General features: G+C 64.9%; 17 protein-coding genes and 1 tRNA gene. 13 read left to right on the top strand and 5 right to left on the bottom strand.

Features of this window, described 5'->3' with window-relative positions:
- Position 1 precedes the first annotated feature (1 nt).
- The 9 genes from ASD79_RS20945 to ASD79_RS24130 all read left to right on the top strand — a co-directional run bounded on the left by ASD79_RS20945 (position 2) and on the right by ASD79_RS24130 (position 4,043).
- Positions 2-295 (top strand): type II toxin-antitoxin system HigB family toxin, encoded by a 294-nt coding sequence (locus ASD79_RS20945; protein WP_056725539.1) that lies wholly within the window; start codon positions 2-4, stop codon positions 293-295.
- Between the two features lie 63 nt (positions 296-358).
- On the top strand, positions 359-742 hold the full coding sequence (locus ASD79_RS20940) for a type II toxin-antitoxin system HigA family antitoxin (RefSeq protein ID WP_056725267.1): 384 nt from the start codon (positions 359-361) through the stop codon (positions 740-742).
- A 100-nt stretch (positions 743-842) separates the two neighbouring features.
- A complete protein-coding gene (locus ASD79_RS20935; protein ID WP_056725265.1) occupies positions 843-1,265 on the top strand; it encodes a Dabb family protein in 423 nt (140 codons plus the stop codon).
- Positions 1,266-1,338: 73 nt separating this feature from the next.
- Entirely contained in the window at positions 1,339-2,049 is a 711-nt protein-coding gene (locus tag ASD79_RS20930; RefSeq protein WP_200952340.1) for an isoprenylcysteine carboxylmethyltransferase family protein, read from the top strand.
- Between the two features lie 93 nt (positions 2,050-2,142).
- Positions 2,143-2,394 carry a type II toxin-antitoxin system ParD family antitoxin gene (locus tag ASD79_RS20925; protein WP_156400613.1) on the top strand — a complete coding sequence of 84 codons (252 nt, stop codon included), beginning with the start codon at positions 2,143-2,145 and terminating at the stop codon, positions 2,392-2,394.
- Positions 2,384-2,674, top strand: coding sequence for a type II toxin-antitoxin system RelE/ParE family toxin (locus tag ASD79_RS20920; RefSeq protein WP_056725262.1), 291 nt, complete (start codon positions 2,384-2,386; stop codon positions 2,672-2,674). Before ASD79_RS20925 ends, ASD79_RS20920 begins: the two co-directional genes overlap by 11 nt.
- A gap of 88 nt (positions 2,675-2,762) precedes the next feature.
- Positions 2,763-3,095, top strand: coding sequence for a hypothetical protein (locus ASD79_RS20915; protein ID WP_056725260.1), 333 nt, complete (start codon positions 2,763-2,765; stop codon positions 3,093-3,095).
- A 12-nt stretch (positions 3,096-3,107) separates the two neighbouring features.
- Entirely contained in the window at positions 3,108-3,719 is a 612-nt protein-coding gene (locus ASD79_RS20910) for a hypothetical protein (protein ID WP_056725258.1), read from the top strand.
- 156 nt (positions 3,720-3,875) lie between these two features.
- On the top strand, positions 3,876-4,043 hold the full coding sequence (locus ASD79_RS24130; protein WP_156400612.1) for a hypothetical protein: 168 nt from the start codon (positions 3,876-3,878) through the stop codon (positions 4,041-4,043).
- Between the two features lie 897 nt (positions 4,044-4,940).
- On the opposite strand, the gene ASD79_RS20905 is transcribed toward ASD79_RS24130, so the two are convergent.
- A tRNA-Ile gene (locus tag ASD79_RS20905) sits at positions 4,941-5,016 on the bottom strand.
- Between the two features lie 207 nt (positions 5,017-5,223).
- On the opposite strand from ASD79_RS20905, the gene ASD79_RS20900 reads away from it, so the two are divergent.
- On the top strand, positions 5,224-5,973 hold the full coding sequence (locus ASD79_RS20900) for an SIMPL domain-containing protein (RefSeq protein ID WP_056725256.1): 750 nt from the start codon (positions 5,224-5,226) through the stop codon (positions 5,971-5,973).
- 126 nt (positions 5,974-6,099) lie between these two features.
- Here the strand turns inward: ASD79_RS20900 and ASD79_RS20895 are convergent, their stop codons facing one another.
- Together ASD79_RS20895 and panD are read right to left on the bottom strand one after the other, a co-directional pair.
- Positions 6,100-6,558: a hypothetical protein gene (locus ASD79_RS20895; RefSeq protein WP_056725255.1), complete on the bottom strand. Its 459-nt coding sequence runs from the start codon at positions 6,556-6,558 to the stop codon at positions 6,100-6,102.
- Positions 6,559-6,560: 2 nt separating this feature from the next.
- Entirely contained in the window at positions 6,561-6,917 is a 357-nt protein-coding gene (gene panD / locus ASD79_RS20890) for an aspartate 1-decarboxylase (protein WP_056725253.1), read from the bottom strand.
- A 212-nt stretch (positions 6,918-7,129) separates the two neighbouring features.
- Between panD and ASD79_RS20885 the strand changes: the two genes are divergently transcribed.
- The 3 genes from ASD79_RS20885 to ASD79_RS20875 are packed head-to-tail and all read left to right on the top strand — an operon-like array spanning position 7,130 to position 9,158.
- The gene (locus tag ASD79_RS20885) at positions 7,130-7,795 is read left to right on the top strand and encodes a hypothetical protein (RefSeq protein WP_056725250.1); all 666 of its coding nucleotides are present in this window, start codon (positions 7,130-7,132) and stop codon (positions 7,793-7,795) included.
- A gap of 4 nt (positions 7,796-7,799) precedes the next feature.
- On the top strand, positions 7,800-8,720 hold the full coding sequence (locus ASD79_RS20880) for a M23 family metallopeptidase (RefSeq protein WP_056725248.1): 921 nt from the start codon (positions 7,800-7,802) through the stop codon (positions 8,718-8,720).
- A gap of 21 nt (positions 8,721-8,741) precedes the next feature.
- Positions 8,742-9,158, top strand: a complete 417-nt coding sequence (locus tag ASD79_RS20875; RefSeq protein ID WP_056725247.1) for a VOC family protein — start codon at positions 8,742-8,744, stop codon at positions 9,156-9,158.
- A gap of 124 nt (positions 9,159-9,282) precedes the next feature.
- On the opposite strand, the gene ASD79_RS20870 is transcribed toward ASD79_RS20875, so the two are convergent.
- Together ASD79_RS20870 and ASD79_RS24455 are read right to left on the bottom strand one after the other, a co-directional pair.
- Entirely contained in the window at positions 9,283-10,215 is a 933-nt protein-coding gene (locus ASD79_RS20870; RefSeq protein WP_056725245.1) for a hypothetical protein, read from the bottom strand.
- A 680-nt stretch (positions 10,216-10,895) separates the two neighbouring features.
- Positions 10,896-11,315 (bottom strand): Hsp20/alpha crystallin family protein, encoded by a 420-nt coding sequence (locus ASD79_RS24455; protein WP_162252390.1) that lies wholly within the window; start codon positions 11,313-11,315, stop codon positions 10,896-10,898.
- Between the last annotated feature and the right edge of the window lie 266 nt (positions 11,316-11,581).

Below are 11,581 nucleotides of genomic sequence, written 5' to 3'. Positions count from 1 at the left end.
CGTGAACGTGATCGCCCGCACCGCATTGGAGGCGTTCTGGACCAGGCATCCGGCGGCCAGGGCCAGCCTGACGGCGTGGTACGCCGTTGTGCGCCATGCGACATGGGCGTCGTTCGCGGACCTGAAACTGACGTTCAATTCCGCGGACATGGTGGGTGACGGAAAGGTCGTCTTCAATGTCGGCGGCAACAACTATCGCATCGTCGGCCTGGTCGGCTTCCGCGCCAAGCGGGTGTTCATTCTGTGGATCGGAACCCATGCGGAATACAACAGGTTGGACGTCAAGAAACTTTAACCGGGCGGCCGAGCGGTCGCCTACAGACTAACCTCAAAGCGGGAAACCTCGCGGAGACTGGACATGCGGAACATCAGCAGCGTTCGCCCGCTGCGCAACGAGGCCGACCACCAAGAGGCCTTGAAGGCGATCCGTCCCTATTTTGACAACGAACCCGAGGAAGGCACGGAAGCGGCCGACCATTACGACATGCTGGCCATGGTCATCGAGAAGTACGAGGACCAGCACCACGAAATTCCCGAGGCCGATCCGGTCGACGTCCTGCAACTGATCATGGAGGATCGGGGCTATGGTCGAAGCGACCTCGCCCAGGTGCTCGGATCGGCGCCGAGGGCGTCGGAGATTCTGAACCGGAAGCGGGAACTCTCGCTCGACCATATCCGGCGGCTCAAGAGCGCGTGGCGGATTCCGGCCGACGCCCTGATCGGAGCGCTGGCCCACGCCTGAGCATGAGGCAAGGGCACGCGCGCCACGCGGTGGTGGACGCGGCCGGATCCGCGATTAGTCTGGGGCCCTGACCCGAGATCAAGCGTTGGAGACCGGCCGCATGAACGTCTTCGACCGCCGCCTGTTTGTGTCGGCCGCCCTGGCGACCGGGACGCTGGCCGGCGGACCGGCCCTCGCCGCGCAAAGCCCTCCAGACCGCAAGACCCAGGAAGCCGCCCCCGTGATCCACCATGTGTTTTTCTGGCTCAAGAACCCCGGTTCACCCACCGACAGGGATCTTCTGATCTCAGGCTTGAGAACCCTGAAGGCCATAGACGTCGTCCGCCAGCTTCACATCGGCGTCCCCGCCTCGACCGAAAAGCGCGACGTGGTGGACAACAGCTACGATGTTTCGGAGCTGATGATCTTCGACAGCGTGGAAGATCAGGGCCGATACCAGACCCACCCCCTCCACCTGGCGTTCGTGAAGCAATGCGGCCACCTGTGGGAAAAGGTGGTCGTCTACGATACGTTGGAAGTCTGAACGGGGCAGGAAACGCCCGCCTTCCCCAGCCCCAACTCGGCCCGGACGCGGCTTGATCAACAGGGTGAGCGGCATGGAAGAGCCCCAGAATCCCCAGGACCCTCGCGCGATATCGCCCGGCGCGGCGGTCGCCTATGCGGTCGGCCTGCCGCTCAGCCTGTTGGCGCTGATCTTCCTGCCGGCCGGCTCGATCGGCTGGTGGCCCGGATGGCTGTTCCTGGCGGTGCTGATCCTGGCCTTCGGCGCCTCGGCCCTGGTGATCGCCCGCGTCAATCCGGTGATCTACCGCGCGCGCAGCCGGTTTCAGCCGGGCACCAAAGGCTGGGACAAGGCGCTGCTGGCGGTGATCCTGCCGGCCATGGCGGCCATCCTGCCGGTCGCGGCGCTGGACGCCGGACGCTTCCACGGGTCGGATGCGCCGGCCTGGGTGGTGATCCTGGGCTATGCCGGCCTGCTGGCGGGCGTGGCGATGACCGGCTGGGCCCAGGCGGTGAACCCGTTCTTCGAGCCCGGCGTCCGGATCCAGTCCGAGCGCCATCAGCGCGTGATCGACACCGGCCCCTACCGTTTCGTCCGCCACCCCGGCTATGTCGCCGCCCTGCTCCTGTTCTTCGGCATGGCCCTGGCCCTGGGCTCGTTCTGGGCGCTGGCTCCCGCCGCCCTGGCCTCGGCGCTGCTGGTCGTGCGCACCGCCTGGGAAGACCGCCTGCTGCGCGCCGAGCTTGCGGGGTATGCGGATTACGCCGGCCGGGTGCGGTCGAGGCTGATGCCGGGGGTGTGGTGACGGGCGGTTGTGCCGCCACTGAATCGCTTCCTTTTCACCCGGAAATATTGACAATCTTTGCCAAAAACCCACCTTCTCCAGAAGAGGTGCACGATGGCCACGATGAATGTTTCCCTGCCCGACGCCATGAAGGACTGGGTCGAGAGCCGCGCCGAGACGGGGCGCTACAGCAACGCCAGCGACTATGTGCGCGACCTGATCCGCCGCGACCAGGAACGCGCCACGAAGATCGCCGCCATGCAGCGGCTGGTGGACGAGGCCGAAGAGAGCGGCGTCAGTCCCAACTCCATGAACGACATCCTCGCGGCGGCGCGCCGCCGGGCCGGCGTGGATCATGGCCTATAGGCTCAGCCGGAAGGCCGAGGAGGACATCCTCCAGATCTACGTCACGGGCGTCGGTGAGTTCGGCGTCGATCAGGCGGAGCGCTATCACGCCGGGCTCGAACAGGCCTTCGTGTTCCTGTCTGATTTCCCACGCGCCGCGCCCGAGCGTCCCGAACTGAGCCGTTCGTCGCGCATGCATCCCTACAAGAGCCACGTCATCGTCTACCGGATCGATGGGGCGGACGTTCTCATCCAGCGCGTGCGTCATGGACGTGAGGACTGGATGGGCCAACCGTTATGAACGCCCGCCAAACTAGCGTACTGGCGCGAGCGCAACCGGTGCCTGAAGATGCCGGGGGATTGGCGAGGCGATCAACGAGGAACTGACCATGAACCTGCATGTCGATATCGACACCCACGACCCGGAGTTTCGCGACGCGTGGTACGCCAGCGGGGAGACGTTCGACCTCGGCAATGGCGTAAGCGTGACGTGCGAAATCGAGCACATGCGCAAGGGCGGCGACCTGCCGTTCTGGGCTGAATTCACCATCAGCACGGCCGCGTCAGTCCCGGTCGGTATCGCGTCGTCCGCCATTTACGATTGGCTGAAAGGCATGAAGGGCAAGGTGGAACGCGTCACCATCGAGCGCACCGTTATCGATCTAGACGATGACCAGAACATCCGCCGGATCGTCACCGAAAAGCTGACCAAGGAAAGCTAGGAACGCCAGCCGATGTTCGATCCAGAGCCGGAAGACACCCTGACACCGACCATGATGGCCGTGCTTGGCGGCAAGGTATGGCATTCCACCAGCGTCGCCGGTTTCGAGGCCATCGTGGCAGACGGCTTCATCCGGGCCAAGCCGCCCGTGAACCGTCATCAAAACTCGTTCTGCCAATTCCTAGGCCGGGTCAGCCTGTTCGATTTCCGGGAGGCGCCGAAGCTAATGGAAGCCGTGGAACGCGGCGACTGGTGGAGCTTCACGGACATCAGGCCGGATGACATGGCCGTGTGGCTGCGGATCGATCACAGCAGAATCGACCTGCCGACAGCCGCCAGCCTCATTGACGAGTGGCGGGTTGCAGAGGCGGCTGGGCAGATCAACAGGACCAACTGTCGGATCATCATGGACATCGAAACCGGATACGCTGGCGACATTCCAATGAGCGCAGTGGCCGACATTCTCTTGATCGACGGCCTGTTCCCCACTGAGAACGAGACGATACCGTTCGACGGCGATGCGGTGGCTCGCGTCCATGCTTTTCGAGCGGCGGTCGCGGCAAAGGAACGAACGGGACTGGCCGCGAAAATGCGTGATGCCGAACGCCGCCGTAATGCAGTTTAGTAGAAACAGCGGTGCGCCGCTGTTTGTTTATGAACCTGTTCCGTCAACAGCCCCCGATCGGGGTTGCATTGAATTTTATTAACAAACACCAACTATTGCTGACTTCAGTGGAATACTCACTATCTCACGTTGAGAATATTCCAGCGGAGAAACCCGATGAAACCGAAAGAAGAGCTTTCGAATTTATTGAATTTTTTCAATGCGCTGGAATCAAAGCGCATTTTCCTAAGCCACAATAAGGTGGACGTGACCGATATAGAATTTGAGAAATTGAAACCAGATATCGCGTATATAAAGTCAGTTATCGCGCGGGAAAATCCGTAGAAACGGGTATTCTGAAACGACTTCTTAAGAACTCTGAAACATGGGACACACACCATTTAGTCGAAAAGAGTGTGTACCCATGTTTCCGGCCACCTCGGCCTTCCGTGTTACACGAACGCGTGTCGTCATTGATAGAAACCATGAAGTAACTTCCACGGGTCCATTTGCGCCAGGCCGCCCCTTAAGGGCCTCCACTGACCTTAGAAGCGGCCCGCGTACTTGGAAATCATTTCCGGTGATGCACCCAGGCGCACTGTCAGCGTTAGCAGCGGTGTCGGTCGTACTGGACAAAACTAACTTCCACGCATCGTCGCTGTACGATCTGCGCAACGGTCGTCGTATCGGTTGTCAACGTGGTCGCCGTAATTCCGGTGTATTCCCGTTGCGTTCGACAAGGTGATACTTGTTGGTTCGCGCAATACGAAACTCATTTAAAACGTCAAAGGCGTATCGTTGTCGGTTGAAAGGTTGTCAACAAACTCAAGCCAAACTTTCAACCGAAGTCGCAACCGAACGCACCCCGAAGCGCATGACGTTGTCTGTCAACACACTCACGCCAACTTGGTCTACAACCCGACGCAGGCGGCCTATGCCATATTTTTCTCGGAAGACAGCTTGACGGGGCCAATTTCGGGGCGTATCTGCCTCCAAGTAAGGTGTGATGACCGCTCCGGCAGTCATTGGGACAACAGCATGTTGTTCTTAGGGTGTGCGACAGGCATGTGTTGAGTGCTCGACGCACCTTACTTCATATCTAAACTGCCATTATTAAATTAATGGCAGCGGATAATTGCGCCTATATTTAGATAAATACTATTGTTGAAACAATCGAAATAGGGACACCCACCTATTCCGCGAAGTGAACGAAGCGCCAGAAGCGGCCCGATCCGCGGGCAGTGGTAGGCCTGGAGGGACTCGAACCCCCAACCAGACCGTTATGAGCGGTCGGCTCTAACCATTGAGCTACAGGCCCCCGTGCGCGGCGCGCGTCCCGTTCAGAGGATGGCGGGAGGAGGGGTCGATTAGCATGGGCTGCACGGCGCTTAAAGGTCCGGTTCAGGTTGGGGCTGTCATGGAGGGGAACGGTCGTCCTTCGGCAACGCTTGATTGTGGTCGGAGGATGGACAACCAAGGTCGCGGCCCTCGGCTAAACAAAGAGCCCGCACGGAGAACAACGAACATGACCGCCAAGATTTCCCGCTCGGCCGCCGCCGCTTCCGCGGCCCTGGCCGGCGCGCTGCTGGCCGCCGTCGCCGCCCTGCCCGCCCACGCCCAGAGCGCGCCCGACGCCGCCTTCCGCGCCACCACCCTGAACCTGTCGGCCTTCGGCGAGACCAAGGTGGTCCCCGACCTGGCCACCATCTCGCTGGGCGTGACGACCGACGCCCCGACCGCCGCCCAGGCCCTGACGGGCAACGCCGCCCAGATGAACAAGGTGATCGCCGCCCTGAAGAAGGCCGGCATCGAGGACCGCGACGTCCAGACCTCGGGCCTGAACGTCAATCCGCAATATGTCTACGAGCAGAACCAGCCGCCCAAGCTGAACGGCTACCAGGCCAGCAACCAGGTGACGATCCGGGTGCGCGACCTGTCCAAGCTGGGCCAGACGGTGGACGCCACGGTCTCGGCCGGGGCCACCAATGTGAGCGGCATCAGCTTTGGCCTGCAGAACCCGGACGCGGCCGAGGACGCGGCGCGGCTGGACGCGGTCAAGGCCCTGCAGGCCAAGGCCGAGCTCTACGCCCGGGCCACCGGCTACAAGATCGTCCGCCTGGTCAGCCTGAACGAAGGCGGCGGCTACCAGCCCATGCCGCAGCCGATGCCGATGTACGCCATGGCCAAGCGCGAGATGTCCGACAGCAGCCCGATCGCGGCCGGCGAACTGAAGGTGCGCATCGACGTGACGGCGACCTACGAAGTGGCGAAGTAAGACCGCTGCTCCCCTCCCCCTTGATGGGGGAGGGGTTAGGGGGTGGGGGTGACAGCGGCCGTGCCGCTGAACCGCCGCATCACCCCCATCCCCGGCCCTTCCCCCATCAAGGGGGAAGGGAGATTGCTACAGCCCCGCCTTCCTGAACGCCCGCTCCACCCGGTCCTGGACCTCGCGGCCCGGCAAGGCGCGCTCGCCCTCCATCACCGCCACGTAGGACAGGCCGCGGTCCGGCCGGCCCTCGCCCGCCGGGACCAGGCCCATGGCCCAGCCGACGGTGGCGACGCCCGGGCCCGACGGGCAGCTGGCGAACCGCGCCGGCCGGCCCGCCGCGCCCTCGAGCACCGTCTGGGCGGTGGCCGTGGCCCCCGCGCAGGTCGGCAGGTTGCGGGCGCAGGTGATGTAGCCTCCCGCCTTCCACACCACCTTGCCGGCCTTGTCGGCCAGCATCACGCAGGTGTTGGGCCCGCCGATGGCGCGGCCGACGGTCTCGGACAGCCGGGCCTCGTCGACGCCCTGCGGCAGCTTGGGCGAACAGGCGCCCAGCGCGACGGCCGCGAGCGCCAGGACGGCGAGGCGCCGCACCCTCAGGCGGCTTTCTTGATGTGGTTGCCGTTTTCCAGCAGCACGACGGTGGGGGCGTAGTTGCGCGCCTCCTCGGCCGGCATCTGGCAATAGGCCACGACGATCACGGTGTCGTTCTTCTGCACCAGGCGGGCGGCGGCGCCGTTGACGCCGATCACCTTGGAGCCGCGCGGCGCGGCGATGGCGTAGGTGGTGAAGCGGGCGCCGGTGGTGATGTTCAGCACGTCGACCTGCTCGTTGGCCAGGATGCCGGCGGCGTCCAGCAGGTCGGTGTCGATGGCGATCGAGCCTTCGTAGTCCAGGTCGGCCTGGGTGACGGTGGCGCGGTGAAGCTTGGCCTTCATCATCGTCAGCAGCATGGCGAAATCACCCTATCCGTTTGAAGAAGCTTGGGATTTATCGGGCCGCCACACACATGACCCGTGATCAGACAGGTCCTATAGCCAGGATGTCCCGCGCGTTCAATCGCGCTGCGAGATCGGGTCTTCATCATCGGCCCGCCGATGAAAGGTTAACAGCGGCCCGCCGGCGCCCTATGGTTGAGAGAACGGCGTGATGCGAGGGGGCTCTCATGCGACTGGTGACGGGTATGCTGCTGGGCGTCGTCCTGGCGGCGGGGGTGTTGGGGGCGGCGGATTCCCAGACGCGGGTCGATCCCGCGACGGGGGCGCAGGTCCCAAGCGCTGGGCCGACGGCCGCCCAGCTGGCGGCCCGACGCGGGGCCCTGGTCGCGGGACGCCAGCGGACCGGCGGCCGGGTCGACTGGCAGGGCGCGGTCGGCGGACTGCGCCAGACCGGCGGGGCCGGCGAGACCCTGGCGCCCAACCTCGACAAGGCGGCGGTGGACGCCACCCGCGTGCCGATCCTGCTGCCCACCGACGCCGACCTGACGGCCGGGGCGCGGCTCTATTCGTTCGGCGACTACTACACCCTGACCGCCGACGCGCCGGGGCTGGGCGTCTCGCTCAGCGGCACGACCACGGTGGTCCCGCTGCCGGCCGGCGCGCCGCTGAAGATCACCCCCGTGGGCCCCGAGGGCGCGACGACCCAGCGCACGGTCGATGGCCAGCTGATCAGCTTCGTGCGCTATGGCGTGCTCTACACCGTCGAGGTGCGCTGCGACGCGCCCACCGACCCGCGCTGCATGGACGACAACTACGCCCAGGGGCTGGCGGCCAAGACCACCGCCGTGGTAATGGGCGCCGCCGCCCGCGCCGAAGCCGGCCTGGGGGGCTAGGCCGATGCGCGGGATCCTCGCTCTTTCACCGCCCCCCTTCTTGCCCATGCTGCTGATGGCCGCCCTGGCCCTGAGCGCCTGCGAGCCCAAGACCCCGAAACCGGCGACGCCCGGCGGCGAGGTCAAGACGCCGGCCTCGCCCGAACCCGGCGCCCCGACGCCGGAGGACGTCCCCGGCGACGGCGGCGCCGAGCAGACGCCCGGCGAGCCGATCCCGCCGGTCGCCGAGCCGCCGGTCCAGCCGGCCACGCCGCCGGCCCCCTCGCCCGCCGCCTTCGACCACGGACCGCCCGGCGCGATCCCGGCCGGCCAGGGCAAGGGCTATCTGGACCGCACGGTGTGGTCGCCCAGCATGTGCTGGCCGCTGGAGGAGGCGGCCTTCGCCAATTCCCAGGTCTATGGCCACGGCGGCGGCCTGGGTCCGGCCGGGACCAGCCAGTGCGACAGCGCCAATTACAGCCTGCCCTGGCGCGACAATTTCTGCGAGGCCCGCTCGCGCGACACGCCGCTGTGCGCCGGCGGCGCGGGCCACCAGGGCCAGGACATCCGCCCGGCCACCTGCAAGAAGAACCTGCACTGGGCGGTGGCGGCCGAAAAGGGCGTGATCACCGACATCGGGACCTACACCGTCACCCTGACCGCCTCGGCCGCCCCGCACCGCACCTATCGCTACCTGCACATGCAGATGACGACCCTGGCGGTGCATGAAGGCGACAGCGTCGCCGTCGGCCAGAGGCTGGGCAAGGTGGCCAACGACTTCGGCGGCACGCCGACCACCATCCACCTGCACTTCGAGATGCGGGCCGGGGCGGCGGGCGTGACGACGGACGGCAAGACGGTGGTGCTGCACACCTTCCTGCCGCCCTATATGAGTTTGGCCGAGGCCTATCAGCGGAAGCTGAACGGAGCGGCCTGCGGCGCCTGACGGGACCCGAAGGAGGAAGCCATGCTGGCCAATCGCTCGATGCCGCGCGCCGCGGTGATACCGGAACTGGCCTATCCCGAGGTGGGGGCGGCCGTCGACTGGCTGTGCGCCGCCTTCGGCTTCACCCCGCGCCTGACGATCGGCGACCATCGGGCCCAGCTCAATATCGGCGACGGCGCCTTGGTTGTCACCAAGGCCCGGGGAACCCTGGCCAAGGGCGACCGCGTCCACGGCGTGATGGTGCGGGTCGACGACGTCGACGCCCACCATGCCCACGCCAAGGCCCACGGCGCCTGGATCGTCGGCCCGCCCAGCGACCACGCCTACGGCGAGCGCCAGTACGTCGCCGTCGACCTGGCCGGCCACGTCTGGACCTTCTCGCAATCGATCGCCGACGTCGACCCGGCCGACTGGGGCGGGGTGGCAGGGGAGTTGTAGGGTTGTGGTGGTAGGATGGGGGCGGTCTAACTCGCCAGCTGGATCTCGCCCTTGCGGCCTGATGTGCCATGCGAACTGGCCGATCAGGAACGTCGCGACCGCCTACAGTCAAAAAAAGGCGTGTTTACTGCGGCGGCATTCTCGCGCGTTTCGCCATGGCTTGATAATAGTGGTCCACATACTCGGCGGGGAGTGCCTTGACGATGTTGTCGGCGTACAAATCCTTGTTGACCAGGGTCGGATCTAGGCACGCGCCAGATGCGACGTGGTCTCTATCAAGTGTCGCGACGACCTGAAGCGATTGGTCGCGCGTGTGCGACCAATTTCTGATCTGGGAACACACAAGCGTCACGGGGCACGATTGAAGCCCTTGGTCGGGAGGCTGTCCGATCCCCTCGTTATGTTTCACCAAGCTGACGCCGGCCAACTCAGAAGCCTTGTCGATCGGTAGATCGACCTGTCGAAGCTCCCAATCAGATGCATAGAAGTATTCGCCATCACTGCCAGGGGTGAACTGAGTGAATGGCGCACCGCCCCACTTAGAGTACAGAAACTGCACCCGCAGTTTCGATCTCAGGTCTGCGTCGTCGTAGTGGCCGGCGACCGCCGTACACGCCAGAGAGCAATTCGAATTGGTCTGCTGTGGGTCGGCGGCCAGGATCGCCCCCACGGTGGCGATAGCGGCGCCGATCGCGGCGATCACGGGGGCGCCTGGGCCGCCGGCCGCCGAAGCGCCGAGCATCGCGCCGCCGCCCACCGCTAGCGCTTGGCCTATTTGGGTCTGTGCATCGAGGTCACCAACGCAGGGTGGGCGATGGCTTCCAACCCGGAATTTCGTGTGCTGGATCGAAACCCCTTTGCCTTCGAATTTGAAGCCGTCCACTCCGATGCCGTTGTAGACCTTCAACAGAGTAGATTTCATCATGTCCGGGGTGACGGCCGGATCGTTGAAGAAAAACTCGACGATCCGGGTGGATTCAGTCTCAGTCGGCTGCTGAGCAGCGCTCGGCACGGCGGCAACACTCAGCATCATGCACAGGGCGATGGCGCGTTTCATTGGAGCTCCCCTTCGCAGCGAACTGGCCTCGAAAAACACCGTTATGTCAACGATCGCGCGCGCATTGCCATATCTGTAATCGGAGGTTGATCAGATACGCGCCAGTCCGCGCGCACAAAATCATCTAGAGACGTTGGCGGCCCGTCAGTTCGACTGACAGGGATTACGGTGACAGTGTCACCATGACGGCTCTTGGCGTTCCCGCTCAGGCGTATTGGTCAGCCACGAAAATTCGTCGACCTCGAAATCTCATTTTTTTGAGCTTCCGGTGGGAACGCTGGAGGGCCAGGATCGTTTTTATGATGGATCGAAGGCGAAAGCCGTCGATCCCGATCTGGGAGGATCACCTCCGAAATATGAGGCGATTGACCGGACCAGGAAGCCCGACGCGATCCCCCTCCCGAAAAAAGGAGGTGAACGCCGGGCTTCGCTGTATCTGCCTCCGACGATGTCGGGGCGCGGCCCGGGCCGTCGAACCCTTCTTTCTACACTCCACCTTTCAACCGTCATCCCGGGCCTTGTGTCCGGGACCCCTGGTTCAGCTGATGGTGAAGCGCAGTGGCGCGCCAGCGCGCCACACTCCTGCCCTTGCGGCGGAGAGAGGGATCCCGGGCACAAGGCCCGGGATGACGACCGAAAGGGTGGCGGAGGAGACCCAAGGACCGACCCCGCCCCTCCCCTCAGTGACGAACCCCGGTCGGGGGCGGCTCCACCGCCGACCCGACCTTGGGCAGGATGATTTCCAGGACGCCGTCGCGCATCGAGGTCGTCATCCGGTCGGCGGCCGTCCCGGGTGGCAGCGGGAAGATCCGCTCGAAATGTCCGAACCAGCGTTCGCTGCGCCGGTAAGTCTGGGTGGCCGCGTCGTGGTCCTGGGTCTTCTGGCCCTGGATCCGGAGCATGTCGCGCTCGGTCGAGACGGTGACGTCCCGGTCGGTGAGCCCCGGCAATTCCACCGACACGACATAGGCGTCGACCCGTTCCTTCACGTCGATCGACGGCAGGTCCAGGAACGGCGCCGGGCTCAGGAACCGCGAGAACGGTACGGGACGCAGGCCGCTGGCCGCCTCGCGCCAGAACTCTTCGCTCCATCGCGTCATGTTGGACACCAACGCCTGGAGGGGTTCTAGCGCCTGCTCCCAAAGACGGACCGAGGCGAGCATCGCCTGGTGGCCCGCCGCCGCCATGTCCCCGCCTTCGTGGGTGAACTCGATCTTGCCTTCCCCAGGTGCGGGCTTGGCTTCGGGGGCCGTCCCGTCCTGCTCGCCGGCCGGACGGAATGACGCCGGTTCGGCCGCCGGGGACCGGGGCGGTCCGGCGCTCTCCCGCGAGGGCCCCGCGGATGGATTGGGTGTGGATGGATTGG

Origin of the sequence: Caulobacter sp. Root655 (assembly GCF_001427665.1) — a bacterium.
Classification (GTDB): domain Bacteria; phylum Pseudomonadota; class Alphaproteobacteria; order Caulobacterales; family Caulobacteraceae; genus Caulobacter.
Note: the sequence above shows the minus strand (reverse complement) of the source record. Positions and strands in the feature narration are given on the sequence as shown.

Coding starts and splice junctions, on each gene's coding strand:
- ASD79_RS20940 (WP_056725267.1), top strand. CDS start 359: ATGCGGAACATCAGCAGCGTTCGCCCGCTGCGCAACGAGGCCGACCAC.
- ASD79_RS20935 (WP_056725265.1), top strand. CDS start 843: ATGAACGTCTTCGACCGCCGCCTGTTTGTGTCGGCCGCCCTGGCGACC.
- ASD79_RS20930 (WP_200952340.1), top strand. CDS start 1,339: ATGGAAGAGCCCCAGAATCCCCAGGACCCTCGCGCGATATCGCCCGGC.
- ASD79_RS20925 (WP_156400613.1), top strand. CDS start 2,143: ATGGCCACGATGAATGTTTCCCTGCCCGACGCCATGAAGGACTGGGTC.
- ASD79_RS20920 (WP_056725262.1), top strand. CDS start 2,384: ATGGCCTATAGGCTCAGCCGGAAGGCCGAGGAGGACATCCTCCAGATC.
- ASD79_RS20915 (WP_056725260.1), top strand. CDS start 2,763: ATGAACCTGCATGTCGATATCGACACCCACGACCCGGAGTTTCGCGAC.
- ASD79_RS20910 (WP_056725258.1), top strand. CDS start 3,108: ATGTTCGATCCAGAGCCGGAAGACACCCTGACACCGACCATGATGGCC.
- ASD79_RS24130 (WP_156400612.1), top strand. CDS start 3,876: ATGAAACCGAAAGAAGAGCTTTCGAATTTATTGAATTTTTTCAATGCG.
- ASD79_RS20900 (WP_056725256.1), top strand. CDS start 5,224: ATGACCGCCAAGATTTCCCGCTCGGCCGCCGCCGCTTCCGCGGCCCTG.
- panD (WP_056725253.1), bottom strand. CDS start 6,917: ATGCTGCTGACGATGATGAAGGCCAAGCTTCACCGCGCCACCGTCACC.
- ASD79_RS20885 (WP_056725250.1), top strand. CDS start 7,130: ATGCGACTGGTGACGGGTATGCTGCTGGGCGTCGTCCTGGCGGCGGGG.
- ASD79_RS20880 (WP_056725248.1), top strand. CDS start 7,800: ATGCGCGGGATCCTCGCTCTTTCACCGCCCCCCTTCTTGCCCATGCTG.
- ASD79_RS20875 (WP_056725247.1), top strand. CDS start 8,742: ATGCTGGCCAATCGCTCGATGCCGCGCGCCGCGGTGATACCGGAACTG.
- ASD79_RS20870 (WP_056725245.1), bottom strand. CDS start 10,215: ATGAAACGCGCCATCGCCCTGTGCATGATGCTGAGTGTTGCCGCCGTG.
- ASD79_RS24455 (WP_162252390.1), bottom strand. CDS start 11,315: ATGACGCGATGGAGCGAAGAGTTCTGGCGCGAGGCGGCCAGCGGCCTG.